Origin of the sequence: Sodaliphilus pleomorphus, from assembly GCF_009676955.1 — a bacterium.
Taxonomy (GTDB): Bacteria; Bacteroidota; Bacteroidia; order Bacteroidales; family Muribaculaceae; genus Sodaliphilus; species Sodaliphilus pleomorphus.
On sequence record NZ_CP045696.1, the window covers coordinates 77,751 to 104,578 of the forward strand.

The 26,828-nt window shown below is 47.4% G+C and carries 20 protein-coding genes; 13 read left to right on the plus strand and 7 right to left on the minus strand.

Features of this window, described 5'->3' with window-relative positions:
- Positions 1-41 precede the first annotated feature (41 nt).
- The 11 genes from GF423_RS00385 (at position 42) to trxA (ending at position 16,349) form a co-directional block, all read left to right on the plus strand.
- On the plus strand, positions 42-911 hold the full coding sequence (locus tag GF423_RS00385) for a GLPGLI family protein (protein WP_154326477.1): 870 nt from the start codon (positions 42-44) through the stop codon (positions 909-911).
- A complete protein-coding gene (locus tag GF423_RS00390; protein WP_154326478.1) occupies positions 912-3,248 on the plus strand; it encodes a TonB-dependent receptor in 2,337 nt (778 codons plus the stop codon).
- A 686-nt stretch (positions 3,249-3,934) separates the two neighbouring features.
- On the plus strand, positions 3,935-5,410 hold the full coding sequence (locus GF423_RS00395; RefSeq protein ID WP_154326479.1) for a hypothetical protein: 1,476 nt from the start codon (positions 3,935-3,937) through the stop codon (positions 5,408-5,410).
- 383 nt (positions 5,411-5,793) lie between these two features.
- A complete protein-coding gene (locus GF423_RS00400; RefSeq protein ID WP_154326480.1) occupies positions 5,794-6,921 on the plus strand; it encodes a hypothetical protein in 1,128 nt (375 codons plus the stop codon).
- Between the two features lies 1 nt (position 6,922).
- Positions 6,923-7,156 (plus strand): hypothetical protein, encoded by a 234-nt coding sequence (locus GF423_RS00405; protein WP_154326481.1) that lies wholly within the window; start codon positions 6,923-6,925, stop codon positions 7,154-7,156.
- Between the two features lie 785 nt (positions 7,157-7,941).
- Entirely contained in the window at positions 7,942-9,390 is a 1,449-nt protein-coding gene (locus GF423_RS14005) for a leucine-rich repeat protein (RefSeq protein ID WP_235911719.1), read from the plus strand.
- A 670-nt stretch (positions 9,391-10,060) separates the two neighbouring features.
- Complete coding sequence (locus GF423_RS14010) at positions 10,061-10,264, plus strand: hypothetical protein (RefSeq protein ID WP_206113299.1); 204 nt, start codon at positions 10,061-10,063, stop codon at positions 10,262-10,264.
- A 224-nt stretch (positions 10,265-10,488) separates the two neighbouring features.
- Complete coding sequence (locus GF423_RS00420; RefSeq protein WP_235911715.1) at positions 10,489-11,340, plus strand: LysE family translocator; 852 nt, start codon at positions 10,489-10,491, stop codon at positions 11,338-11,340.
- Between the two features lie 6 nt (positions 11,341-11,346).
- Positions 11,347-11,985 carry a carbohydrate-binding family 9-like protein gene (locus GF423_RS00425; protein WP_154326483.1) on the plus strand — a complete coding sequence of 213 codons (639 nt, stop codon included), beginning with the start codon at positions 11,347-11,349 and terminating at the stop codon, positions 11,983-11,985.
- Positions 11,986-12,165: 180 nt separating this feature from the next.
- Positions 12,166-15,945, plus strand: a complete 3,780-nt coding sequence (gene dnaE, locus GF423_RS00430; protein WP_154326484.1) for a DNA polymerase III subunit alpha — start codon at positions 12,166-12,168, stop codon at positions 15,943-15,945.
- A gap of 86 nt (positions 15,946-16,031) precedes the next feature.
- Positions 16,032-16,349, plus strand: a complete 318-nt coding sequence (gene trxA, locus GF423_RS00435; protein WP_154326485.1) for a thioredoxin — start codon at positions 16,032-16,034, stop codon at positions 16,347-16,349.
- Positions 16,350-16,482: 133 nt separating this feature from the next.
- Here trxA and htpG read toward each other — a convergent pair whose 3' ends face one another.
- The 5 genes from htpG to GF423_RS00460 form a co-directional block, all read right to left on the minus strand.
- Positions 16,483-18,537 carry a molecular chaperone HtpG gene (htpG, locus tag GF423_RS00440; protein ID WP_154326486.1) on the minus strand — a complete coding sequence of 685 codons (2,055 nt, stop codon included), beginning with the start codon at positions 18,535-18,537 and terminating at the stop codon, positions 16,483-16,485.
- Between the two features lie 130 nt (positions 18,538-18,667).
- Positions 18,668-19,447: an acyl-ACP--UDP-N-acetylglucosamine O-acyltransferase gene (gene lpxA / locus GF423_RS00445; RefSeq protein WP_154326487.1), complete on the minus strand. Its 780-nt coding sequence runs from the start codon at positions 19,445-19,447 to the stop codon at positions 18,668-18,670.
- A gap of 3 nt (positions 19,448-19,450) precedes the next feature.
- The gene (locus GF423_RS00450) at positions 19,451-20,872 is read right to left on the minus strand and encodes a bifunctional UDP-3-O-[3-hydroxymyristoyl] N-acetylglucosamine deacetylase/3-hydroxyacyl-ACP dehydratase (protein WP_154326488.1); all 1,422 of its coding nucleotides are present in this window, start codon (positions 20,870-20,872) and stop codon (positions 19,451-19,453) included.
- 18 nt (positions 20,873-20,890) lie between these two features.
- Positions 20,891-21,922: a UDP-3-O-(3-hydroxymyristoyl)glucosamine N-acyltransferase gene (lpxD, locus tag GF423_RS00455; RefSeq protein ID WP_154326489.1), complete on the minus strand. Its 1,032-nt coding sequence runs from the start codon at positions 21,920-21,922 to the stop codon at positions 20,891-20,893.
- A gap of 125 nt (positions 21,923-22,047) precedes the next feature.
- The gene (locus GF423_RS00460) at positions 22,048-23,613 is read right to left on the minus strand and encodes an NAD(P)/FAD-dependent oxidoreductase (protein WP_154326490.1); all 1,566 of its coding nucleotides are present in this window, start codon (positions 23,611-23,613) and stop codon (positions 22,048-22,050) included.
- 113 nt (positions 23,614-23,726) lie between these two features.
- Here GF423_RS00460 and GF423_RS00465 point away from each other — a divergent pair, with 113 nt between their 5' ends.
- Together GF423_RS00465 and rlmH are read left to right on the plus strand one after the other, a co-directional pair.
- Complete coding sequence (locus GF423_RS00465) at positions 23,727-24,362, plus strand: HAD family hydrolase (RefSeq protein ID WP_154326491.1); 636 nt, start codon at positions 23,727-23,729, stop codon at positions 24,360-24,362.
- Positions 24,359-24,832 carry a 23S rRNA (pseudouridine(1915)-N(3))-methyltransferase RlmH gene (gene rlmH, locus GF423_RS00470; protein WP_154326492.1) on the plus strand — a complete coding sequence of 158 codons (474 nt, stop codon included), beginning with the start codon at positions 24,359-24,361 and terminating at the stop codon, positions 24,830-24,832. The genes GF423_RS00465 and rlmH overlap by 4 nt, the downstream gene beginning before the upstream one ends.
- A gap of 68 nt (positions 24,833-24,900) precedes the next feature.
- Here rlmH and GF423_RS00475 read toward each other — a convergent pair whose 3' ends face one another.
- Both GF423_RS00475 and GF423_RS00480 read right to left on the minus strand, forming a co-directional pair.
- Positions 24,901-25,674, minus strand: coding sequence for a prephenate dehydrogenase/arogenate dehydrogenase family protein (locus tag GF423_RS00475; RefSeq protein ID WP_154326493.1), 774 nt, complete (start codon positions 25,672-25,674; stop codon positions 24,901-24,903).
- A 51-nt stretch (positions 25,675-25,725) separates the two neighbouring features.
- A complete protein-coding gene (locus tag GF423_RS00480; protein ID WP_154326494.1) occupies positions 25,726-26,823 on the minus strand; it encodes a bifunctional 3-deoxy-7-phosphoheptulonate synthase/chorismate mutase type II in 1,098 nt (365 codons plus the stop codon).
- Positions 26,824-26,828 lie beyond the last annotated feature (5 nt).

A 26,828-nucleotide genomic window follows, 5' to 3' on the forward strand; every position in this document is an offset into this window, starting at 1 on the left:
AGGATTAAGCATAAAATTATAATTGTTGAACAACGTACCGCATGACAAAGAATTTATTATTGGCCTACAGCTTAGCTGTTATTATAGCTCTATTGGGGACGGAGACATCAAAAGCGCAATCTCTGTCGGGCTCTGATATGCCGCCATTGAAACCAATAGAAAAGACGGTATTCGATACTGCCTACACAGAAATTTATTACGAATACTCCTTCAGAAAAGATTCTATGAAGAGTAAATGGACCTATGGCCAAACAATTTTATTGGTTGGGAAAAAGTGCCTTGGTTTTATGGACTATTACCAGTGGCAGTTTGATAAGGCCAACGATTCCCTATACTATGCCAAGCAGTCACCCATGTCGCTTATTACCAACGGATCGGGCTTGATCCAGAATGCTGTGTACAAATATCCCCTTGTCATTGACAAGGGGACAGGAAGAGCCATAGTGCAAGTACAGAATATAAACAATTATGAATACACAGAACAGATGCCTGTAATCAATTGGAATTTGACAGATGGAGACACCTTAATAAGCAATGTACCATGTAAGAAAGCATTTTGCGTATACGGAGGCAGAAAATGGAACGCATGGTATGCCCCAACTTTCCATCTGAAAGCAGGTCCATACTTGTTCTCTGGCCTGCCTGGGCTCATCTTCGACATAAAAGATGCCAAAAACAATTATCATTTTACGCTGAATGGTTTGGAAAACCTTACTATCGGAACAGCAATATACTTGCATGCAGATGTTAAGATAATAAAAACTACTCGGCAGAATGCTCTCCGGGCGGTTGAAAATGAACAGCGTGACATCATTAAAGCCTTTGAGATGGCTTCACCGGGCATAAGATTCTCCGAAGATATGCAGAAAGGTATCCACAGTCGCCCATATAATCCCATTGAGATAGAATAAATGAAACGCTTTATAATATTTCTATTAGCTGCCATACCGTTATTCTCCCGGGCGCAGACCCCTAATGATTCTGTCGGGCGCGAAGTGAAACTTCCAGAGGTCACCGTCAAGGTGAAACCAATAGAACAGAACGGCGACACAATAAAATATAACGTTTTGTCCTTTAAAGACAAGGAAGACCATTACCTGGAGGATGTACTGAAGAAACTGCCTGGTATAGAAGTGGGTGAAAATGGGACAATCTCCTATAAGGGCAATTCCATCAATCATTTCAATATCGAGGGGCAGGATCTGCTTGGAAACCGTTACAATCAGGCCACACGAAACCTGCCCGTTGATGCCGTGGCCCAAGTTCAGATAATGGAGAATGATCAGCCAATCAGAGCCTTGAAAAACAGAATACCATCAGAGCGTGCGACGCTTAATATCAAACTTAAGCGCGAATACAAATTAAAGCCGTTCGGTGAGGCACAAGTCGGTATAGGCTTTTCCGACAACACCCTGTGGGACAATCACATCACCCTTATAAATATTGCCAAAAAGAATCAGACTCTGATTACTGTAAAGATGAACAACACAGGGGACAATATCAGCGAGAACACACTGGATCATATCGATGTTGCCAATCTGGACAACTATATTCCCTTACCTAACAATATAATCACGACGTCCTCAGCAACTTATCTACCAATACAGCTTAAAAGATACCTGAGGAACAAGTCATACTCCATGGGTATTAACCACCTACATCGCATTGGACGTTACGGGAATTTCCGTACTAATCTTATCTATTATGGTACAAGTGACTTGCTGGCGGACAGCACCTCCAGCCTTTATGGAGGCTCACCAACACTGTCGCTCAACGAGAGCAACAGAAGGAATTCGCATGAGCATACTTTCGTGCCACAGTTCCGATACGAGCTTAACGCGCCCAAGGTCTATCTTGTTGACGACCTTTCGGCATCCTTGTCATATACTAACAATATCAACCATTTAAACAGTAATGAGAACTTGCTGCAAGAGCATGTCGCACGGCATACATCATACGCACAGAACAAGCTGCAAATGACGCTAAACGCGGGGAAACTAGCTTACACCATTAACTCATCAACAAGGTATTTGCGAAGAAGTGAACTAATGGGTGTTGAAGATTCAGCATCAACATACAATAGCCGTGAGAGATTAATCCTCCAACAGCTGTTCACGCGTAACAGCCTATTTACAACACTTCCTCTTTTGGGCAACAACATTGAATTGAAATATGGAATGGAGTACAAGGTTGACAGATTAAAGGCTGGCTCCAGCGATTTCAAACAGACCCATTATTTTCTCAACAAAGTGGGGGTTGACTATGCAATTCGGTATCATAAAGGATTCGTGGCATTTGATTTTCCCCTTAATGTTTTTTCATCCTCAATATCCTGGAGCGAGACTAACAAAAGCGACACAAAAATCTATATCTCGCCTTCCATACACTGGAAGCACGATCTTTCTCCGTTCTGGCGTCTAAAAATACTCGGTTCATTAGATGACGACTTGGACAATTCCATCATGTATTCCGATAGCATTCTGACTAATTACCGTACTTGGGTGAATCCTTCAGAAAGATTTGGCTGGAAGCACTTGTCCTCTCTTCTTTTCTCAGTGAATTATGCAAACTTCATCACAATGTTTACTTGGAATCTTACGGCTTCAGCGTCGTGGAGGAAGACCGACCATCACAACCAATATAGCTACGAAGAACGGTATACTGTCATAACGCCAATTTGGGCAGACACACATTCGCATATGTTGTTGGTCCAAACCTCAGTAGATAAGACTTTCACACATATAGGCTTTTCTGCTAAAGGCACTGTTAACTATACAAGGAACATACTGCCTGTCGCGCAAAACAACGTGCAACAGACCGTGAAATCAAACATCCTTTCTCCATCAATGAAATTAAGATGGAACAAATTGACATGGCTTCAACTATCCAATGAGGCTACTTTTAATCTTTCATGGCAAGACTATTACCAAAACCATGCCAGACATCCTCTGAGGAGTTGGTTTGATGAGTTCAACTTATATCTCTATCCATTAAGGAAAATCTCAGTTAGCGCGGGATGCGAATACTCGTCAATAGAGACTAAAAAGGGAAAGTATAACCGCAATGCTTTTGTTGATGCCCGTATCACTTATACCCCAACTAAGCGTCTTGAACTTGGAGCAATACTCTCCAACGCCTTCAACCGGAGGCAATATATAGAAGCGTCTTATACAGGACTCAACTATCAATATTATTCAGTTCCGCTGCGTGGACGTGAATTTCTTTTCTGTGTAAAATTCAATCTGTAGCTATTGATGTCCACCAAATGTTTTTTTGTAGATTCCAAAACGAAGTGCAACATTGAGGAGGCTACATTAGTGTAGATTCAATGGAAAGCGTTGACTTTGCCCCGTGAATCGAAGAGGAGGCGAGCTCTGCTGAGGAGCACCTCGACCAAGCAATAGATTCAACCGCCATGCTGAAATCGTGGAAACAGACGGGGATGTCGTAAGGCAGCTCCGCTTTTATGATTTTAGAAGGCGGTCATGGCTAAGATTTGCAAGGCCCTGGAATGCACTGTCTATTTCGCTGGTCCTTACTGCTCAGGACAAAAGGGCGCGATTGAAAACGCAAACAAGATGCTCAGAGAATACTTCCCTAAAGGCACTGACTTCAAGACCTGTCACTCAAGAACAACTCAATAGCGCACAATATCAAATCAACGAAAGACCAAGGAAGAAATTAGGCTTTTCAACTCCCAAAATTGTGTTCTTCCGAAAGATTACCGAATTTTGCACTTGCCGCTTGACTCTACACTAATGAGATTTGTTGATAACTCTTGCATATGTCAAAAATTTTAACGAAATTTGTAAACAAGTTGTACATGTTGTGATTTGAGTTTAATGATTTATCCACCAATAGATTACTAGGAATCAGCGATATGCGAAACTTTTTAAACATCATTTTATTAACTTTCTAATTAAGCTAACGGGTTATGGAAAAATGTACAGTTTCAAAAGGCTTGATACTGAAAGACATTATTCAATATGATGATCATTCAGTAGAGTTTCATCACCAAAAACTTCAATCTCCCATTTCACTTTCTCCTTTCGGATGGAGAGGTTTTATTGCTCAAGAAGATAGTGAAGTTATTTTTGACAAAGATCTTCACTTTTTTGTGAATACAGGGAAGATTTTGGGAAAGAAAACGCTGTATTTGTTACATTCAGACAAATATGAGACTTTGCCAACTACAGAACAGGAACTCTCAAGCGATGACAAGGATGACTTCACATACATGCAATTGGGAGATAATACAAATGAAGATATTGAGCCAGATGAAGAGCCAGAGGCTCTTGAAGTGGGAGAATCTTCTATTAAAGATACAGATGTTGACTATGACGCGGACTTGTATCTGAAGCCAGATATCATTCAGTTACGTCTTAAAAATGTGCACATTGAACGCATTTTGTCTTTCTTAAAGGATTCGCCAAGTATTGAAATGAATACGGCTAAAGTTGGACCGAAATTCTTCAGTCTCAATCAACAGCTTTTGGCTTATGATGATGATTGGGCCCTACACGTCAGGAATCGTTCAAAAATAGACAGCACTCCAATTCACCACATGACATTCTTTTTAGAGAAAAAACCGTTCCTACCGTTCATAGGAGAAAATGGTTTGTATTGCGGTTATCATCGACAGATAAATATCACGGGCATATCAAAATCTGTAATTAATGAATTTCGGGAATGGTGCCGTAAACGTGCCCCACGTCTAACCTCTAAAGGTGATAACTACCAGTCTTCAGTCAAAGCTAATCCTTTCAATCTGTTCCGCTGGATTCATCCTGATCAATTATCTATTACTGATGAAGCCTTGGTTTATACCAGAAAGACTTTACGTCGTAACGAAATGATCTATCTTCCATTCAAGCGTATCTCCGTTTTCCTGTCATCAAAAGGCTTGTTAACCAAGAAATTTGAAGTGTATGGGGAGCAAAATATCATTCCAAAATATTCTTTTTCTAGTTCCAATGTCTCTGCCATCAAAAAAGCGATGGAGGAACATCATGTTAATACTGCTGTAGGTCGTTCATGGCATGCTTCTTTCTTATTCTTCAAGAACTGGTTTGGCAGGGCTCCTCGTATCCTTAAGGTTGATGAAAGATTAATTTTCTATCCAAAACGTTTAAAATCAGAGATGAAGAATTTTTACGGTATGACTACTCGGGTATCTGCTCTTAATAAAATGGAAATTGAGAAAGTAATATGGTATAAAACTATTTTTAATCCCTTCGGTACGATTGTAATCAAAGGTACTCCTGCAAACATACGTAATGATCAAAGGGAAAAAACAGCAATAATGATTGTGCCAAATTTGTCTATGTTTTGCTACGGTTCATTGCGTGATTTCTTGAAAGAATCCAATGCTGAATTTAAACGAAAACACAAAAAATATAAGTTTAAATAATCCTGTATTATTGCTGTTCGCTAAAAGTTGAGCATTGACAATCTATTTGTCCGCGGTACCAATAAATGTGATAGTGAGACGGTTCAATTACCCCGTCAACTTTTCAAAGGAATAAGACTGACAAAACAGCCAACCTAAATCAGGCAAGCCATAATAGTTTGTCCTGATTTTTGTTTACTTTATTCTAAACTCATTTAAGGACAATTCAATGAGCCTAGCAAAGTAGCCGAAAAGGTTGAACCAGCCAAGAAAGCCACACGCAAGGGCAAAAACCGCCCACCGAGAGAGAGCGAGCGCACCCCCAAAAAGGTGTGCTCGCCTTGTCTTTTTCCACGAAACCGAAACTGCTTACCTTCGCACCAAGAAACCAAACGGCAACGAATATGGCAGCAACCCTACAATCACAACTGGAGAGCTTGATGTTTTCCTCGCAAATTCCCGACATCGTGATCGGCACCAGTGACGACAACGAGGTCGAGGTGTGTCTCGACTGCCGGGACCACACCATTTTCTCGGCACTGCATTTCCCATACGAACGCAGCGTGAAGATACACGACCTGCACTTGGTAATCGAGTATTACCTACGCGACCGCAGCATCTCGCTCGATGAGTTTCAGTTGCGATCCGCCACGAACGGAACGCAACAGATTCTCGCCACCTTCCAAGTGCTTTATCTCGAGCAGCACTTCACTGGCGACATCGGGGAGTTCCTGAGGAACAATTTCCTCACCACCATGGCGGCGAAACTCACCTCGCCAAAGGCTACGGAGTTCCTGCATTTCTTCATCGAAGCGAATGCCCAGGAAGAGATCACCTACCAGGTGGTGGCAAGTGTGTATGGCGGTGAACCGCGCATCTACACCTTGCGTGAGGAATGCGGGGTCAGCGGCTCCAACCGCATCAAGACGGTGCAGCTGACCTGCGAGATGCTGACTGGCATTGTCGAGAGTCCTGCCCACGGCAGACCACGCGAGGCCATCACCCTGCACGCCTACAGCGTGCATGCCGGGCAACGTGCCTTCACATTCTATGTGCAGGATCACGAGCCGCCGCTCTCGCTCTACTTCCGCAATGCCTTCAATGTCTATGAGCGTTGCGACCTGCAAGCAGTCACCACGCACAAGCCGAAATCTGACCGCTCAATAGCCGTCACACATCGGCTCTCCACGTTCTACAACCAGCAGAACGAGAAGCAGTACGAGGTCGAGACCGCTGGACTTACCATGGAGCAAGCCCGGTGGATTGAGCAGCTGTTCTACTCCCACGATGTGCGCATAGCGACCAGGCGCACTGACTTCTCGGAGGATGATTTCGAAAACTACAATCCGCAGTACATGCCAATTGTCCTCATCACCGACTTCACCTGCGAAATCCACGACGAGGAAGGTGAGCTCAACACTGTTAAGTTCACCTACCAGTACCAAGACAGGCGAACCTATCTTCCTACTGATTACCTCTCGGTCGACCACGACAGAATTTTCACCGCTCCTTTCAACCCCACATATAACTGACATGGCACAATCCATCCACATAACCACCCTGCGAAAGATGCTCAAGGCAGGTGACCCCGTCGACATCAAGCTGTGGACAAAAAGCGGTGAAATCCAGGAATGGCGGAACTGCGTGCCGCTTCGCTATAATTTCTATCAAGGCACACGCCAGATGAAATTGCTTGACAGCCGGCAGATCCGCCATGTGCGGGATGTCTGCATCTTCGAGATCAACGGCATACCTGTGCATCTATAATATTTCTGTAGATTCCAAAACGAAGTGCAACATTGAGGAGGCTACATTAGTGTAGATTCAATGCAAAGCGTTGACTTTGCCCCGTGAATCGAAGAGGAGACGAGCACTGGCTGAGGAGCGACTCGACCAAGCAATAGATTCAACCGCCATGATGAAATCGTGGAAACAGACGGGGATGCCGTAAGGCAGCTCCGTTTTTATGATTTTAGAAGGCGGTCATGGCTAAGATTTGCAAGGCCCTGGAATGCACTGTATATTTCGCTGGTCCTTACTGCTCAGGACAAAAGGGCGCGATTGAAAACGCAAACAAGATGCTCAGAGAATACTTCCCTAAAGGCACTGACTTCAAGACCTGTCACTCAAGAACAACTCAATAGAGCACAATATCAAATCAACGAAAGACCAAGGAAGAAATTAGGCTTTTCAACTCCCAAAATTGTGTTCTTCGGAAAAATTAGCTAATTTTGCACTTGCCACTTGACTCTACAGTTTTTCCAGATATAGTTATATTTTATGATATTCGTTGAATAACTAAAGCGAAAGAAGTCTTCTCTATAAATTTTCCAATGGCATGACAACTATTCAAAGGACATGGGTTGAGTTGGGGGGCTGTAAAATGCTTAGCTTGTAAAAAATAATACATGACATACCCTTTAATATCAGAATATGTAGAGGCGGTGAGGAATGCGGAGGACAACTTCGATAAGCTGCGCAATCTCCGGCCTGTGACCGATGACAATGGCGATCCTGTGATGACCGGCGGTAACTTTGCCGTGGTGTTCAAGATGCGGGATGAGAAGAATGACAAGCTCTATGCCGTGAAGTGCTTTCTCAAAGACCAGCCGAACCGTGCGGAAAACTACCGGATGATAGCTGAGGAACTGGAATATGTCTCTTCGAGTTTCCTCACCAAGTTTCAGTATTTGGACAATGAGCTGTTCGTCGACGCTGCCCATGCTGATGGCGAGGAGTTCCCCGTCCTGCTGATGGACTGGGTGGAGGGCACCAACCTCGACCTGTATATCCGTCAGCATCTCCACGACAGCTATCAGTTGCATCTGCTTGCCTACCAGTTCAGCCGTCTCGCCCTGTGGCTGATGCCGCAGCCATTTGCCCACGGCGACTTAAAGCCAGACAACATCATGGTGAGAGAGGACGGTACGTTGGTGCTGATTGATTATGACGGCATGTTCGTTCCGGCAATGAAGGGACAGAAGGCGCGGGAGATGGGCAGTCCGGACTTCCGCCACCCCGCACGCACGGAAGAAACCTTCAACGAGCATATTGACGACTTCTCACTTGCCTCCATTCTGCTTTCTCTCAGGGTGATCGCCGAAGAGCCTGCCTTGCTTGAGAAGTACGGCGCTGCCGACCGTCTTCTCTTCTCAGAAAAAGACTATAGGGCCATTCATGACTGTCAACTTTTAAAGGACATCTTCCCTTCTGAGTGCCCAGAGGTGAACACCCTTGTGGGACTGTTCATCATCGCCCTTACTCAATCCGATTTGTCGAATGTCTCCTTCCGCCTGCTGTCGTTGGAGCGACCGAAAGAACCGGAGATTGAAATCATCAGCACGGAAGTTACGGAAGAAGATAAGAAGGACGCATGGACAGATGAGTTTGGCGTGAAATATTCCAAAGATGGGAAGAAGCTATTAAAAAGCACTAATAGCTACTTAACGAATTATACGATTAGGCAAGGAACAAGGAGCATTTGCAACGGTGCGTTTTCATGGTGCACATCCTTGCAGTCCGTCACCATCCCCGACTCCGTGACCAGCATTGGCAACAGTGCGTTTTCAAGTTGCGACTCCTTGCAGTCTGTCAACATCCCCAACTCCGTGACCAGCATTGGCGACCGTGCGTTTGCGGTTTGCGATTCCTTGCAGTCCGTCACCATCCCCGACTCCGTGACCAGCATTGGCGACTGGGCGTTTGCGGGTTGCTCATCCTTGCAGTCCGTCACCATCCCCGACTCCGTGACCAGCATTAGCGACCGTGCGTTTATGGGTTGCTCATCCTTGCAGTCCGTCACCATCCCCGACTCAGTGACCAGCATAGGCAACAGCGCGTTTTCGTATTGCAAATCCTTGCAGTCCGTCACCATCCCCGACTCCGTGACCAGCATTGGCAACAGTGCGTTTGAGAATTGCTCATCCTTGCAGTCCGTCATCATCTCCGACTCCGTGACCAGCATTGGCAACCTTGCGTTTTCGTATTGCGACTCCTTGTAGTCCGTCACCATCCCCGACTCCGTGACCAGCATTGGCGACAATGTGTTTGATGGTTGCTTTTCCTTACTTTTCATCATTATATCTCGCAAAACATACGACAGATTGAAAGACAGATTGAAATACTATTACTATTTTTCAAAAATCAAATTCACCGACTAACATGATAATCATCGAATCAAAATGAAGGAAGACTAAGATTCCTCTTGTAGAGATGGTCACAATTTTTATTGCAGCTATTATTTTCAAAATAGTTTTTGGATGATAATGATAGTCACTATGAACAAAATGGTATCTTTCTGACAGTATGATAGCAAATAAGAAATAGCAAGCATTAGGTTCAAGTGAGAAATTGTAGCAACTTTTTTAGAATAAACATTATGACACAGGAAGAAATCATGAAGCTTGTAACGAGCAAGGACTGGTGAGATCGGAGCAATCCCACCCACTTGGAGACGGTAAAAACCGTTCACCGGAGGCCAAAAATGACCGAAATAGGGCTGAAAAAACGGAGTATATCCGTTCAACAGTGGCAAAAACCTCCTAAAAAACGGAACAAGCCCACACAGCCCCGAAGTCATGTGGGCCATACGGGTAAAAATCGGCCTTAAAACGGAGCAAACCCGTTCACTTTTGTCGTGGTACTTTTGCGTCTTCAATCCAAAGCAAGCATGTGACGCTGCAATTGCTGTGGGAAGAGTACCGCCGGGACAACCCCAGCGGCTACAGCCTCACGCAGTTCAGCTACAACTACCGCCAGAACGTCACGGCCAAGGAGGACAACCGTCCGTCGACCATTCTCAAAGACTTGTATGTAGGCGGCTGGGCAGATTTTCCTCGACTTTTCGGGAGACACCATGAGCTATGTGAACCGTGATACGGGCGAGATTGTAAAGGTGCAGACCTTTGTGGCATGCCTCCCCGCGAGCGACTACGGCTTTATGATATGCGTGCCGTCGCAGCGTACGGAGGACTTTGTTTACGCATGAAAATTAAGTGAAGGCCATGCAGGGGAGGGCGGCAAGGCCTATGTGTAGTGGCCGACAATCGCGACAGCGCAGCCGAGGCAGCAACCAGAACTGCTGCAAGCCTATAAAAGGAATGAAAAAAGGCGACTTAACATTTAGGATGCCGCGACTTGAACAGACAAAAGAAGATGTCGAGGAAATAAATCCTGTTGCGACATTTTTCAATTCCAAGCAATTAATTTTGTGCTCTACAGTATGGGGCGCTCTGAAAAGAGTAAAAGTTTTGGATATTTTTATTAACTTTGCACACTGCCTGTTTGCAGTTATGATAATGGTATCAATATTAACGACATTGCTGGGTTGTTTCTTGACAGGAATCATTCTGTCGGCACCGATGGGGCCAATCGGGATCCTATGCATACAACGCACCCTGAACAAAGGTCGAGAGTCGGGGCTTTACACGGGAGTGGGGGCCAGCTTATCTGATTTGTTCTACTGCTTGCTGTCGGGATTGGGCATCTCGATTGTGACCGATTTCATCGATGGACACAAGGATTTGCTCCAGGTCATAGGCAGCGCGATACTTCTCATTTATGCTATCTATCTCATTGTAAAGCGAAATACTGCCGCCAACATCAAAGAGACCAATCTTGACAAGAAAGAGACGCACTACCGTGACCTTGTGTCGGGGTTTGCATTCACGCTTTCAAATCCCTTGATCATTTTTCTCATTTTCCCGCTTTTTGCACGTTTTGGATTTCCAGCAGGTTTGCCTTGGCCAGCCATTTTCATTGGCTATGTGCTCATCTTCACAGGAGCGCTGTGCTGGTGGACGATGATCACTTACCTTGTGAACAAGGTGAGAAAGCATTTCAACATCAGGAGCATGTGGATTATTAATATAATAATAGGCACGATTATCTTGATACTTTCGCTCTACGGCCTTGTTTCAGGTATACAAAGTTTTATTGCAACTCAAGGATAAACGATTATGGAACTGAATGCACACCGACTTGAAGAACTCGAAGGTCTCTCTCTTGACAAGGCCTGTGACTATATGGAACTGCATTGCGAGAAGCACATGGTGGGCTGTATCGACTGGCCAGCTGTTGCCTCCTATCAGCCCATTTGCGCATTTGCCATCGCTTATGGAGCAAAACACATCTACGTTGCATTTACCACGACAGGACAAGACTTGCGGGCAATCAACACGGCCAACTTGAGCGCGGTGTCGCAGGACAGCTGTGTGGAATTTTTCATGCAGGTGCCTGGAAGCAAAGAATACTGGAACTTTGAGTTCAATTGTATAGGTGCTGTCAACGCCAGCCATCGCGAGACCCGGCCATGTCCCGTACGCCTTAATGATGAGCAGATCGAGTCGATAGAGCGATATTCCTCGGTTGGCTATGAGCCATTTGCCGAGCGGGGTGGTTTGCACACGTGGCGCTTGGCTGTAGCCATACCGTTTGCCCTCATCGGCATTGGACCCGACACCCCCTATATCATGGGCAATTTTTACAAGTGCGCCGACAAGACGGCACATCCGCATTACCTATCTTGGGCGCCTATTCACATGGAAAAGCCCAACTTCCATTGCCCTGAATTTTTCGGGCGCATCAACCTCTTATAGCTCAAAACAACAAGACAGGGTAGTGGTGCACTGCCCATAACCCTCAATGTAATTGGCATCTACAAGAGTGGCGCCACACTTGTTGATAACTTGCGGCGTGAATATTTGAACAAGAAAACTTTTAGCATTAACTTTACCAAAGAATATAAAATCTTGATTTTTTAAGGAGACAATTACGATATGATTCCATTTGTACACCTTCATGTGCACTCCTATTACTCGATACTTGACGGTCAGGCTTCGATAAAAGGACTTGTCGACAAGGCGCGTGCCAACGGCATGCGGGGCATGGCCCTGACCGACCATGGAAACATGTTTGGCATCAAGGAGTTCTTCGACTACACCAACAAAGTGAATGGGGAGGCTAAGGGAAAGATAAAGGGGCTGAAGCAGCAGCTGAAAGAGGCCCAAAATGTTGATTCGCCCGACCAGGGACAGATTGAGAGCCTAAAGCAGCAACTCGACGAGGCCCGGCGTTCACTTTTCATTCCTATATTTGGCTGTGAGGTATATGTTGCCGAGAAAACTTTGAATGATCACGTAGACCGTCGTGATACGGGACGCCATCTCATCTTGCTGGCAAAGAATGAGAAAGGCTATCACAATTTACTCAAAATTGTGTCTAAAGCCTGGACCGATGGATTTTATTCACACCCACGCACCGATCACGACGAACTCAAGAAATACCACGAGGGCATAATATGCAGCTCGGCTTGCCTGGGCGGTGAAATACCGCAATACATCATGAATGGGCAAATCGAGAAAGCCAAGGAAGCAGCAAGGTGGTTTAAGGATGTGTTTGGCGACGACTACTATCTGGAGTTGCAGCGTCACAAGGCCACCGTAGCCAAGGCCAATCATGAGACCTATCCAAGGCAGCAAGAAGTGAACAAAGTGCTCATTGAGATGTCGAAAGAGCTGGGGATCAAGCTCATTTGCACCAACGACTCACACTTTATCAACGAGGATGACGCCGAGGCCCACGACCACCTCTTGTGCCTTGCTACAGGCAAAGACCTCGACGACCCCAAACGCATGCTCTACTCCAAGCAAGAGTGGTTCAAGACGCAGGAAGAGATGAACGAAGTGTTTGCCGATGTGCCCGAGGCACTGGCCAACACCCAGGAAATCGTCGACAAAATAGAGTTCTACAATATCGAACACGACCCTATCATGCCTTTTTTCCCCATTCCAGAGTCATTTGGAAAAGAAGAAGAGTGGCGCAAGAAGTTCAGCGAAGAGGACTTGTACAAGGAATTCTGTTCCGATGAAAACGGCGAAAATCTCATGTCGCCCCAAGATGCACAGAAACGCATCGACCACTTGGGAGGCTATGACAAGATATACCGCATAAAATTTGAGGCCGACTATTTGTCGTACCTTGCCTATGAGGGAGCAAAAAAACAATACGGCGACCCAGTGCCCGATGATGTGAAAGATCGCATCAACTTTGAGCTGCACGTGATGAAGACGATGGGTTTCCCTGGCTACTTCCTCATTGTGCAGGACTTCATCAACTCGGCCCGCGACAAGCTGGGTGTGATGGTGGGACCCGGGCGTGGCTCGGCCGCAGGCTCGGTAGTGGCCTACTGCTTGGGTATCACCAAAATCGACCCCCTGAAATATGACCTGCTGTTTGAGCGTTTCCTGAATCCCGACCGCATCTCGTTGCCGGATATCGACACCGACTTTGACGACGAGGGCCGAGGCAGGGTGCTGCAATGGGTGATGGACAAGTATGGCCATGAAAACTGTGCCCATATCATTACCTATTCGACAATGGCTACCAAGAACTCGATAAAAGATGTGGCCCGAGTCGAAAAAGTGCCTCTCGATACAGTGAATGCACTGTGCAAGGCTATTCCCGACAAGTTCAATGATGGCGCAAAGATGAACCTGAGCAATGCCATTGAGCGTGTCAAGGAGTTGCAAGATGCTGCCAATTCCACCGACACTCACCTGCGTAATACCATCAAGTATGCCAAGAAGCTTGAAGGCACCGTGCGAGGCACGGGAATACATGCTTGCGGTTTCATCATATGCCGCGACCGCATCGACGACCATGTGCCGGTATCTACAGCCGACGACCCCGATTTCAAGGGTGTGAAAGTGCCAGTCACGCAATACGACGGGCATGTGATTGAATCTACTGGCCTCATCAAGATGGACTTCTTGGGACTGAGCACCTTGTCGGAGCTAAAGGAGGCCGTGAAAAACGTGAAAGAGACAACAGGCAAAGAGATTGATCTCGACAACATACCCATCGACGACCCGCTCACCTACAAGCTTTTCCAAGAAGGCCGAACGGTGGGCACATTCCAGTTTGAGTCGGCAGGCATGCAAAAGTACTTGCGCGAGCTTCATCCCGAGGTGTTCGGCGACCTGATCGCAATGAATGCACTCTATCGCCCGGGGCCTATCGAGAACATACCCCACTTCATCGCCCGCAAGCTTGGTAAAGAGCCCATTACTTACCCCATACCAGAGATGGAGAAATACCTGAAAGATACCTATGGCATCACTGTGTATCAAGAGCAGGTGATGTTGCTCAGCCGCTTGCTGGCCGGATTCACCCGTGGCCAGAGCGACACCCTGCGCAAGGCCATGGGCAAGAAAAAAATCGAGCAGATGAACAAGCTCGAGGTGCTTTTCTACAAGGGAGGTGAAGCGCGCGGCCACGATCACGACACCCTGAACAAGATATGGGAAGAATGGAAAAAGTTTGCCTCCTATGCATTCAACAAGTCGCATGCAGCTTGCTACTCATGGGTGGCATTCCAAACGGCTTACCTCAAGGCGCACTATCCTGCCGAGTACATGGCCGCACTGCTCACCAGGCGCAGTAGCGATATCAAGGAAGTGACCAAGTTGATGGATGAGTGCAAGAACTGCAAGGTGGCCACGCTTGGGCCTGATGTGAACGAGAGCTTTGCACAGTTTGGCGTGAACCAGAAAGGGCAAATACGCTTTGGCCTGGCTGCCATAAAGGGACTGGGGGTGAAAGCTGCCGAGTCGATTATCAAGGAGCGCAAGCAGAATGGCCCCTACAAGGATATCTTCGACTTTGCACAGCGCACCGATTACTCGTCGGTCAACCGCAAGGCCTTTGAGTCGCTTGCCTATAGCGGGGGCTTCGACTCGTTTGGGATACCGCGAGAGAGCTTTTTTGCCACCGATGCCAATGATGTGGCTTTTCTCGACACACTTGTGCGCTATGGCCAGAAGTATCAAAACGACAAGTCGCTCAACCAGAATTCCCTCTTCGGCGATAGCAACGCTGTAGAAATTGCAACGCCCGAGATTCCTAAGGCTGAGCCTTGGAGCGACATTGAACGCCTCAACAAGGAAAAGGAGATGGTGGGCATTTATCTCTCGGCACACCCGCTCGACAAGTACTACATGGAAATTCAGTTTGGCTGTAACACGAGCCTCAACAAGTTGGACGACAAAAAGTTGACGTTGAACGAAGACATCACCTTTGGCGGCATTGTCACCGACTATGTAGAGAAACGCACCCGCAATGACAGGATGTATGGTCGTATCACACTTGAGGACTACTCGGGAAAATATGAACTCATGCTGTTTGGCCGCAACTTTGTCGACTTCAGAAATTTCGGTATCCCCGGTGAGGCTATTATGGTAAGAGGAGTATATAATAAGTCGCCATATAACGATCGCATCAATTTTGATATCAAGGAGATAAAGTTGATGGATGATGTAAAGGGCAAATTGGTGAACCGAATAAGAATTGCTGTTGACGACGATCAACTGTCAAGCCTGTCGCAGCTCAAGTTGTGCATGAACGATTCTACAACCAACCGTTGCGATGTTTACTTCAGAATACACGACAAGGCCATCGACCGTGTTGTCGACTTGAAGTCGCGTTTCAAAATGCCGCTCAACAAGGATGTGATCGATACGCTCAATGACATGGAAATTAATTACGAGGTAAACTTCTAGTCGCTCACGCTATGCTATAGTGATTGATTTTATGTATATTTGCAGTCAATAAACAGTGTTGAACTTTAAAATATGAATTGAAAAATATGGCTTACATTTTCAACGACGGAAACGCCAAAGAGCAGATTGCCACAGGCAAGCCTGTGGTTATCGATTTCTGGGCAGAGTGGTGCGTGCCCTGCAAGAGAATAGCACCTATAGTTGAAGAACTTGCCCAAGAATATGAGGGAAAAGTTCTAATAGGCAAGTACGATGTCGACAGTGGAGACGACTTGACTGGAGAATATAGCATAAGAAACATCCCTACAATCTTGTTCTTTAAAGACGGGAAACTTGTGGAGCGCTATGTGGGCAGTGCAACCAAGGATAAGCTCAAAGAGAAAATTGATGCTCTGCTCAAGTGATAATTTCCAGTAACTTCTGAGCCTGCCACACAGAAAGTGCCGTGACACATCCACATGTGTAGCAAGACAACAAAAAAGCCAGTGCCCAAGAGGGTGCTGGCTTTCAATATAGATAGATGTTAAGTTTCAAGTCTTATTTTAGCATGTCGACCGACCGTTTCAGGAACTTGCTCAATGCCTCGCCCTTGAGCAGGCCGTTGCCCAGCAAGGCAATGTCGATGAGCTGCTTCACAGTGTCTTGACCGCTTGCGTACTTGGTGATAATGGCTTGTTGCTTGTCGCGAAGCTCGCTTGCCGTCTTTTCTTCTTTTTCAAGTTCGGGTTTCTTGTCGTCGGGGATACCCTTGTTGTCTTTGTTGAGATCTCTAATGGCCTTGATCTTGCTGCTTGTGTCGTGCAACTGTTGCTCAATGGGCTTGAGTTCGCCGGTCAATGCCGACTCGGCATCATCGATGACCTTTTTCACCACAGGGTGATTGGTGTTCAATGTCAAGTTGTAGGCTGTGGGCATGTCGCCATAGAAGTTCATGCCAGGCTGGAACTTGGCCATCTCCTTCATGCGGCGCATGTACTCGCTCTGCGTGATGATGACAGGCTGATCGTTGGGGTTAAGCGATGCATAGGTCACATAGAATTCACACTTATCGAGAGCAGGAATTTGCGACTTAAACAGAGTAGAAGCGATATTTTTCTGCTCATCGGTGAGTTCTGGTTGCTTGGCATCTTCTTTTTTGACAAGATTGTCGAGCACATCGGCATCGATGCGCACAAATCTCGACTTCTCGTTTTTCTGTTCAAGCATGCTCATAAATGGAGTGTCGAGCTCTCCATCCATCATCAGCACGTCGTAGCCCTTGTCGGTAGCCGCCTTGATAAAGGAGTATTGACCCTCCTTGTCGGTAGCATAAAGGTAAATGAGGTTGCCGTCTTTGTCGGTCTGGTTAGCCTCGATAAGTTTCTTGTAGTCATCGAGCTTGTAGTACTTGCCACTAATGTTTTCAAGCAAGGCAAACTTCATTGCGCGGTCGCAGAACTTCTCATCGCTCAGCATGCCATACTCAATAAAGATTTTAATGTCTCTCCATTTTTTCTCAAAGTTTTCAGCATCTTTGCTTGAAATCTCTTCGAGGCGCTCGGCAACTTTCTTGGTGATGTAGGTTGAAATTTTCTTCACGTTGCGGTCGGCCTGAAGGTAACTGCGCGAAACATTAAGCGGAATGTCGGGCGAGTCGATCACACCTTGCAGGAGCATCATGAACTCGGGAACCACGCCTTCTACACTATCGGTGACAAAGACCTGGTTGCAGTATAGCTGAATGCGGTCTTTGCGTATGTCGAGATTGGTCTTGATCTTGGGGAAGTAGAGTATTCCTGTCAAAGTGAAGGGATAGTCTACATTTAGATGTATCCAAAACAGCGGGTCTTCCTGACCAGGATATAGTGCGTGATAAAATTTCAAATAGTCGTCGTCTTTCAAGTCGGCCGGTTTCTTGGTCCATAAGGGCTCGACATCGTTGATGACGTTGTCATTGTCGGTATCCTCCCACTTGTTGTGCTCTTTGTTCCACTCTTGCTTTTTGCCAAACACAATGGGAACGGGCATGAAACGACAATACTTGTGCAGCAACGTGCTTATGCGCGATTGCTCAAGATACTCTTTGTCGTCGTCGGTAATGTGCAAGATGATGTCGGTGCCCCGCTCTTTCTTGTCACAATCGGTCATTTCATATTCTGGAGAGCCATCGCAGGTCCAGCACACACCCTTGGCTCCATCTTTATAAGACAACGTGTGAATTTCCACCTTGTCAGAGACCATGAAGGCCGAATAAAAGCCTAAACCAAAATGTCCAATGATAGCCGAAGCATTGTCTTTGTACTTGTTGAGGAATTCCTCGGCACCCGAAAAGGCGATCTGGTTGATATACTTGTCAATCTCATCGGCAGTCATGCCTATACCATTGTCGCTCACAGTCAGCGTCTTGGCGTCCTTATCGACTTTGACTGTAACCTTGAGGTCATCGGTCTTGCCATTGAAAGCATTGTTGTTGGCCAGTGTTTTCAATTTCTGTATGGCATCGACAGCATTGGATATCAACTCTCGCAGGAAAATCTCATGATCGCTATAGAGGAATTGTTTAATTACGGGGAAAATGTTGGTTGTAGTTACCCCAATTGAACCTTTTGCCATAATAAAATATATATTGTTTTAATGTTTTCTAATCAGATATTATTATGACAAAAAAAATGCCACACTGTAGAGTGTGACATTTTATCACATGTATTCATGCAACATTGTCTTGTTTTAGGAGCCGAAAGGTTTAGATGCCAATTCTAACGATGCCCCTCTTTGAAGCTTTCACAAAGTCGACAATGATATCGCGCTCGGGACTTGCAGAAATATCCTGCTCAACCTTGGCAATTGCATCGCTATTGTTGAGACGCGACATGTAAAGAATGCGATAGATGGAGCTTATCTCGTTCACTTGATCCTCGGTAAAACCACGACGTTTCAATCCCACCGAATTCACTCCCTCGTAGGAGAGGGGATAGCGGCCTGCCACGATATAGGGCGGGAGGTCTTTGTTAACCAGCGATCCGCCTTGAAGCATCACATGGGGACCAATGTGGGTGAATTGATGCACAAGGGCACCGCCACCAAGCACAGCCCAGTCGCCCACGTGAACCTCGCCAGCCAGCTGAACCTGATTGGACATGATCACATGGTCGCCTATGAAGCAATCGTGTGCAATGTGGCAGTAGGCCATGATAAGGCAATAGCTGCCCACCACTGTTTTGCCTTGAGAGGCTGTTCCGCGATGGATAGTGACAAACTCCCGAATGTTGGTATGGTCACCTATGACAGCAATTGTGTCTTCGCCTTTAAATTTCAAATCCTGGGGAATGTCGCATATCACAGCGCCCGAATGAATGTGACAAAACTTGCCAATGCGTGCGCCCGAGTGAATGGTAACATTGCTATCGATTATTGTGCCGTCGCCAATCTCGACGTTGGCATCGATGGTTGTAAAAGGACCTATTTTGACATTTTTACCGATTTTTGCGCTCGGATCAATCGATGTCAAGGGGTATTTTTCCATAATTTATTTTTTGTCTTCTTCTTTGTTATCGTTTTTGTTCTTGATTACTTGAGCCATAAACTCAGCCTCCGACACGATATGTTCACCCACAAAGGCATATCCCTTCATCACAGCGCAGCCGCGACGAATGGGGGTCATGAGCGACAAGTGAAAAATAAGCGTGTCGCCTGGCACAACCTTTTGGCGGAATTTCACGTTGTCGATTTTCATAAAATAGGTGGAGTAGTCCTCGGGGTCTTCAACCTTCGACAACACCAGTATGCCGCCAGTCTGCGCCATGGCCTCGACTTGTAGCACACCTGGCATGATGGGCTCTTCGGGAAAATGTCCCTGGAAGAAAGGCTCGTTGGCGGTCACATTCTTTATACCCACAACATAGTCTTTGCCCATGTCTACAATTTTGTCGACAAGTTGCATGGGGTAGCGGTGCGGCAGCATTCTGCGCACGGCCATGTTGTCGTACAAGGGGGCTTTGTTGGGGTCGTATACGGGCGCCTGCACGCTCTGGTAACGAAGCTCCTGACGTATCTTTTTGGCAAGCGTGGTGTTGATTGTGTGGCCAGGCTTGGTGGCTACAATGCGACCTTTCAGCGGACGGCCTATCAAAGCCAGGTCGCCAATCACATCGAGCAACTTGTGCCGGGCAGGCTCATTATTATACTCGAGCGGCTTGTTGTTGAGATATCCCAAGTGGCTCACATGCTTGTGCTCTACGTGCATCAAGTCGGCAAGCTTGTCGAGGTCTTCTTGCTTCATGGGAGTGTCATAGATGACAATGGCATTGTCCAAATCTCCGCCCTTAATGAGATTCATCTGTACCAGGGGCATCACCTCACGCACAAACACAAAGGTGCGGCTTGCTGCTATTTCTTTCTTGAAATTTCTAATGTCGTCGAGTGCGGCAAATTGGTTGGCCAGCACAGGAGAGTTGAACTCAATCATGGTATCGATCGAGAATTGATCGTCGGGGAGCACAATGAGCGATGATCCACTCTTGGGGTCAACCACCTTGATGCGTTGCTTGACCACATAAAATTCCTTGTCGGCCTCCTGATCTACAATACCCACCTTGTCGATGTTCTCGCAATAAACTATAGCACTGCCGTCGAGAATGGGAAGCTCGGGGGCATCCACCTCGATGAGGCAGTTGTCGATACCCGAAGCATAGAGGGCGGCCATGGCATGCTCGATTGTGCCCACTCTCACATCCTTGTGAGCCTTGTTGGCAATCACAGTGCCGCGCTGTGTTTCAATCACATTCTCGGCCAGAGCTTCCACGGTGGGAGCTCCATCCATGTCGATGCGCTTAAACACATAGCCAGTATTCACTTGGGCAGGCTTAAACGTGGCAGTGATGTGCAGTCCTGTATGCAGTCCCTTGCCTGTAACGACGAAGGGGGCTTTGAGTGTACGCTGTTTCATAATGAAATGTGTATTTTACGCTTACTTTTTAAGTTCCTCAATCTGTTTCTTCAAAGCTTTGATATCGTTGAACATTTCAGGCAGATACTTGAAATAAAACTGCTGACGTGCAAATTCCCGCGCATTGATAGCGGGTGCACCGAGCAACTTTTGCTTTGAGCCCACATTGTTGGGCACGCCCGACTGAGCACCTATGCCATTCTGGTCGCCCACAGTGATGTGGCCGGCAAAACCCACTTGCCCACCTATCATGTTGTTTTTCCCAATCTTGGTAGACCCGGCGATACCCACCTGGGCGGCCATCACCGTGTTTTCGCCAATTTCGACATTGTGGGCAACCTGGATGAGGTTGTCAAGCTTCACTCCTCTGTGCACGACTGTGGCACCCATTGTAGCACGGTCGATTGTCGTGTTGGCACCTATTTCAACATCGTCTTCAAGAATGACGATGCCTATTTGAGATATCTTCTCGTAGGTGCCATCGGGCCGTGGGGCAAAACCGAAGCCGTCGCCGCCAATGGTGGCACCGCCCTGAACAATGCAACGGTTGCCAATCTTGCAGCCATGATAAATTTTTACACCAGGGTAAAGAATCACATCATCGCCGAGCACAACATCGTCGCCCACATACACGTTGGGGTAAATCTTTACATTTTTGCCCAGCTTCACGTCTTTCCCAATATAGGCAAAAGCACCCACATAGGCATCATCGGGTACTGCAACCCCCTCACTTATGTAGCAGGGTTGTTCTATTCCTTTCTTTTGAGGACGCTGGCTGTTGACAAAGTTCAACAGGTCGGCAATCGTCTCATAAGGATCTTCAACCCTGATCAGTGTAGCTTTTATGGGATGCTCAGGCTTGAAATCCTTGCGCACTAGTACTGCCGAAGCCTTGGTGGTGTAGATATAGTGAGTGTATTTTGGATTGGCCAAGAAGGTGATGCAGCCAGGTTCTGCCTCCTCGATTTTGGCATAATTAGAAATCACAGTCGACCCATCGCCATCCACAGTGCCGTGTACAACGATAGCCAATTGCTGAGCAGTTATTTCCATTCCGATAGTTATCTATAATGTTACAAAATTTTCACAAAGGTACAAAAAGGCAGCAACTTGAGCAAGCATTTACCTTATTTAGAGTAAAACAACCCTGTAGAGTGATTTTATTTGCAATTTTGCTGCTATGCCTCAAAGTACTCAGCCAATTTTTCGGCACAACGCTCGCCGTCGATGGCACTCGACACAATACCGCCAGCGTAGCCGGCACCCTCACCACAGGGGTATAGCCCGCCGATTGCAATGTGCATCAAGCTCTCGCCGTTGCGAGGAATCCTAACTGGAGACGATGTGCGAGTCTCAACGCCAATCACTATTGCCTCGTTGGTCAAGAAACCTTTGGCTGCACGGCCAAAGGTGGCGAAGCCTTTTCTCAAACGGCTGGAGATGAAAGTCGGCAACCACTGGTCGAGGCGCGAGGGCTGCAAGCCGGCAGCAAACGATGAGGGCGGGATGAGCCGCGACGGTTTGCCTTCGACAAAGTCCTTCATGCGTTGTGCTCCAGCCACCTGGCTGCACCCGGCCTCTTGGTAGCAACGCAGCTCCAAGTCTTCCTGGAAGTGCATCATTGCCAACTCCTTGTATTTGTGGTATTGCTGCGGCAAATCCTCGGGGTGCATCTCCACAACCATGCCTGAGTTGGCCCAAAATGTGCCACGGTTGCTTGGTGACATGCCATTGACAACAAGCTGATTAGGGGCGCTGGCAGCTGGCACGACAATGCCACCGGGACACATGCAGAAAGAATATACACCTCGACCCTCGACTTGAGTGACAAAGCTATATTCGGCAGCAGGCAGGTAATCGCCGCGTCCGTTTTTACTGTGGTACTGAATCTCGTCGATAAGGTGCTGGGGGTGCTCGAGGCGAACACCCATTGCTACACCTTTGGCCTCGAGAGTAAAGCCCTCGTCGGCAAGCATCTGGTACACGTCGCGTGCCGAGTGCCCTGTTGCCAGTATCACAGGCCCTGTATATTGCTCTCCACTGGCTGTTTCAACACCTGTCACAGTATCGTGCGCGATGAGCAGCCTCACCACACGCTCTTGAAAATGCACTTCGCCACCATTGGTCAGGATGGTATTGCGCATGTTCTCGATGATGTGGGGCAGCTTGTCGCTCCCGATGTGCGGGTGGGCATCGATGAGTATGTTTTCGCTGGCTCCATGCTGGAAAAATATGCCTAAGATGCGGTTAACCGAGCCCCGTTTCTTACTGCGCGTGTATAGTTTTCCGTCGCTGAAGGCACCGGCACCTCCCTCGCCGAAGCAATAGTTGCTGTTGGGGTCGACGATGCCTTGCCGCGAGATGCGAGCCACATCGACTCGACGCTCCAGTACATTCTTGCCTCGCTCGAGCACAATGGGCTTGATGCCAAGCTCGATCAAGCGTAGAGCCGCAAACAGTCCTCCTGGGCCGGCGCCCACAACAATGGCTTGCTTGCTGCCGTCGACAGGGCGATACTCGACGGGAGGAACAAGAAAATCGGTCCTCAATGGCTCATCTATGTAGGCTCGCACCTTGAGGTTGACCATCACATTTTTTTGCCGTGCATCGATCGACCGCTTAATGATGCGCACACCTTGTATCCTTGTCATGCTCATGTGGCGCTCGCTGGCTATGTAGTGGGCAATCGCCTCCTCACATGAAGCTGTGCGAGGCGTGACCCGAATTTGCAGTTCCTCAATCATAAGTCATCAATTTTTATTTTTGCGCAAAATTACCTCTTTTTTCCGACATTAATCACTACTTTTGTGTTTTAAAACAATCCTACACATAAAGCCTGTGTGTACAGGCATCGATTATGGCAAACAGAAAAACAGGAATACTTTTTGACCTCGATGGTGTACTGCTCGATACCGAGGGTATCTATAGCGAGTTTTGGGCTGCCATCGACAAGCAATATCCCACTCATGTTGCCCACTTCACCGATGTGATAAAGGGCAGCAACTTGGCAACAATACTCAACACCTATTTTGACCCCTCGCATCACGACGACATCAAGGCCATGCTATCACAGTTTCAAAGCAACATGCAATATAGGTTCTTTCCTGGAGCCGTTGCGTGGCTCGACAAGCTGCGCGATGCGGGTCTGCCCATGGCTGTGGTCACAAGCAGCGACGAGCACAAGATGGAGGCTGTGTATGCACAGCACCCTGGCTTCAACGACTATTTCGAAGCTGTCGTAGTGGGCGAAATGGTCACTAAACCCAAACCTTCGCCCGAGTGTTTCCTGCTTGGAGCCCGATTGCTTGGGGTGGATATTGCCAATTGCTACATCTTTGAGGATTCAATCAACGGGATTGAGGCTGCTCATGCCTCAGGTGCCAAGGTGATAGGGCTTTCCACTACCAACCCTAAAGAGTTGCTACAAGACAAAGCCAACTTGGTGATTGACAATTTTGAAGGCTTTACTATCGAGAAAATGCGCTCTCTATGAAAATTACTCTTACTGTCGTGGGTCGCACGGCGACTGGATATTTAAAACAAGGCATCGATGAGTATGTGAAGCGGTTGTCTCACTATATAGGGTTCGACATCTTGTGTGTGGGAGATGCCAAAAACACCAAGAGCCTCACCGAGGCCCAGCAAAAGGTTGCCGAGGGCAAAAGCATACTGGCGACGCTCGATAAAAGCGACTACATGGTGCTGCTCGACGAGCATGGCAAGGAGATGCGTTCTATGGAATTTGCTGCCTATATTCAAAAACGCATGCTTGGCGGCACGCGCCGCTTGGTGTTTGTTGTTGGCGGCCCCTATGGTTTTTCTCCCGATGTATACTCTCGAGCCAACGACAAGATATCGCTCTCGAAGATGACACTTTCTCACGAGATGGTGCGTCTTGTCTTCACCGAGCAGCTGTATCGAGCCTTCACCATTCTCAACCACGAGCCCTATCATCATGAGTGACCATTACCCCTCGCTGTGTCGCACAACGACACAACCATAGTGGGAGGCAGCCCAATTTTATAGTAGTGCTATTTCAGGTTTTGCCTCACCTCGTTCAAGTATTGCTTCATTGCATGCTCGTCTTTGTGGTCGATGATGCGCTGCAGCCGGTCGAGCTGCGACTTGATTTTGTCGAGTTGCCGGCTTGTTCTGGGGTTGAAGAGGATTTCCTGGAGCAAGTAGTCGTCTTCACTCATCAGCCCTCGCGCGATGGCCATGTGCCGCTTGAAAGTGGTGCCTGGTGCATCTTGATGCTTCATGATGCTGGCAAATACCAGTGTGCTTGCAAAGGGTATCGACAATGAGTAGGAAATCGTCTCGTCGTGTTGCTCAAAGGTGTACTCACACACGTGCAAGTGAAGCTGGTTGTAAAGGTCTCTAAAAAAGACCTTTCCAAGATGGTCGCTTTCGCTTATGATTATTGCATTCTCGTTGCTCAGGTTGTTGAGCGATGCAAACGTGGGGCCGAACATGGGGTGTGTGCTCACAAAGGGGTGACCGCAAGTAGCGTAAAACTCAGGAAGACCGCTCTTGACCGAAGCTATGTCAGATATAATGCAGATATCTGGCAGATAGGGGAGTACCTGGTTGAAAGCCGAAACAGTGTATTTCACGGTAGCTGCATTGATCATCAACTCAGGTTGAAACTCCCTGATTTCGTCCATGGTTGTAAATCTCAAGGCATTGAATGTAAACCGCAGGCGTTCGGCCTCGATGTCGTAGATTGCCACTTCGTGCTCGCGACTCAACACGTCGCAAAAGAAGTTGCCCATCTTCCCGGCGCCAATTATTAAAATCTTCATCGTTATTCTATATCAAGTTCTTGTTTATATGTTTGTTGTTAGCTTCTTGTTTTACAGTGCATTGCTATTTATAACCCTTATCTGCTGTCTTACCGACTCCTCGTGTACAGCCTGCATCACCGTTTCAATGAAGTCGCCACTCATGCCCAGCTCTTCGGCCTGGTTGTGGCGCTGACTCATCATTGTGCTGTAGCGCTGTGCCTGCACAACCTGCATGTTGTGCTCCTTCTTGTATTGCCCTATTTCGCGGGCTATGGCCATGCGCCTGCTCAACACCTCGAGCAGCTCATTGTCGCACTCGTCGATGTGCTGACGCAGCAGCGCCAAGTTTTCGGTTGATTGCTTGGTTTGTCGCAACACAAGCGTGTTGATGATTAGATTGAGCGAGTCGGGGGTGACTTGTTGCTTGGCATCGCTCAAGGCACAGTCGGGATTGCAATGTGATTCTATGATGAGACCGTTGAAGCCCATGTCGAGAGCTTGCTGGGAGATGGGGCCTATGAGCTCACGCTTGCCTCCCATGTGAGAGGGGTCGCACAAGATGGGCAAGTTGGGAATGCGACGATGCAGCTCGATAGGAATGTGCCATTGCGGTTCGTTGCGGAACAGGTGCTTGCCATAGGTGCTGAAACCGCGGTGAATTGCACCGATGCGGCGCACTCCGGCATTGTAGATGCGCAGCATTGCGCCTATCCACAACTCAATGTCGGGATTCACAGGATTTTTCACCAGTACAGTCACGTCGTTGTGTCCTTTCAGTGCATCGGCGATTTCTTGCATGGCAAAGGGGTTGGCACTGGTGCGGGCTCCTATCCACAAGATGTCGACTCCCGAGTCGAGCGCTGCAATCACATGTTCGTGATTGGCCACTTCGGTAGCTGTCAACATGCCGGTTTCTTTCTTCACTTCTTGTAGCCACAAGAGTCCCTTGATTCCCACGCCTTCAAAGCCTCCTGGTTTTGTGCGAGGCTTCCATATGCCGGCGCGGAATATTTTGATGCCATTTTTTGCCAGCGACTTGGCCGTGTCGAGCACCTGGCTCTCGCTCTCGGCACTGCACGGACCTGCAATGACAAGTGGTTTGTCGGGATTCACTCCGTCAAAACTCAAGGGTTTTATATCTTGCAAAAGTTGTTGTCTATCAGTCATAGTAG

Bases quoted from the DNA above. Each gene is read 5' to 3' on its own strand.
- GF423_RS00385 (WP_154326477.1), top strand. From the start codon at position 42: ATGACAAAGAATTTATTATTGGCCTACAGCTTAGCTGTTATTATAGCT.
- GF423_RS00390 (WP_154326478.1), top strand. From the start codon at position 912: ATGAAACGCTTTATAATATTTCTATTAGCTGCCATACCGTTATTCTCC.
- GF423_RS00395 (WP_154326479.1), top strand. From the start codon at position 3,935: ATGGAAAAATGTACAGTTTCAAAAGGCTTGATACTGAAAGACATTATT.
- GF423_RS00400 (WP_154326480.1), top strand. From the start codon at position 5,794: ATGGCAGCAACCCTACAATCACAACTGGAGAGCTTGATGTTTTCCTCG.
- GF423_RS00405 (WP_154326481.1), top strand. From the start codon at position 6,923: ATGGCACAATCCATCCACATAACCACCCTGCGAAAGATGCTCAAGGCA.
- GF423_RS14005 (WP_235911719.1), top strand. From the start codon at position 7,942: ATGCGGGATGAGAAGAATGACAAGCTCTATGCCGTGAAGTGCTTTCTC.
- GF423_RS00420 (WP_235911715.1), top strand. From the start codon at position 10,489: ATGAAAAAAGGCGACTTAACATTTAGGATGCCGCGACTTGAACAGACA.
- GF423_RS00425 (WP_154326483.1), top strand. From the start codon at position 11,347: ATGGAACTGAATGCACACCGACTTGAAGAACTCGAAGGTCTCTCTCTT.
- dnaE (WP_154326484.1), top strand. From the start codon at position 12,166: ATGATTCCATTTGTACACCTTCATGTGCACTCCTATTACTCGATACTT.
- trxA (WP_154326485.1), top strand. From the start codon at position 16,032: ATGGCTTACATTTTCAACGACGGAAACGCCAAAGAGCAGATTGCCACA.
- htpG (WP_154326486.1), bottom strand. From the start codon at position 18,537: ATGGCAAAAGGTTCAATTGGGGTAACTACAACCAACATTTTCCCCGTA.
- lpxA (WP_154326487.1), bottom strand. From the start codon at position 19,447: ATGGAAAAATACCCCTTGACATCGATTGATCCGAGCGCAAAAATCGGT.
- lpxD (WP_154326489.1), bottom strand. From the start codon at position 21,922: ATGGAAATAACTGCTCAGCAATTGGCTATCGTTGTACACGGCACTGTG.
- GF423_RS00460 (WP_154326490.1), bottom strand. From the start codon at position 23,613: ATGATTGAGGAACTGCAAATTCGGGTCACGCCTCGCACAGCTTCATGT.
- GF423_RS00465 (WP_154326491.1), top strand. From the start codon at position 23,727: ATGGCAAACAGAAAAACAGGAATACTTTTTGACCTCGATGGTGTACTG.
- rlmH (WP_154326492.1), top strand. From the start codon at position 24,359: ATGAAAATTACTCTTACTGTCGTGGGTCGCACGGCGACTGGATATTTA.
- GF423_RS00475 (WP_154326493.1), bottom strand. From the start codon at position 25,674: ATGAAGATTTTAATAATTGGCGCCGGGAAGATGGGCAACTTCTTTTGC.
- GF423_RS00480 (WP_154326494.1), bottom strand. From the start codon at position 26,823: ATGACTGATAGACAACAACTTTTGCAAGATATAAAACCCTTGAGTTTT.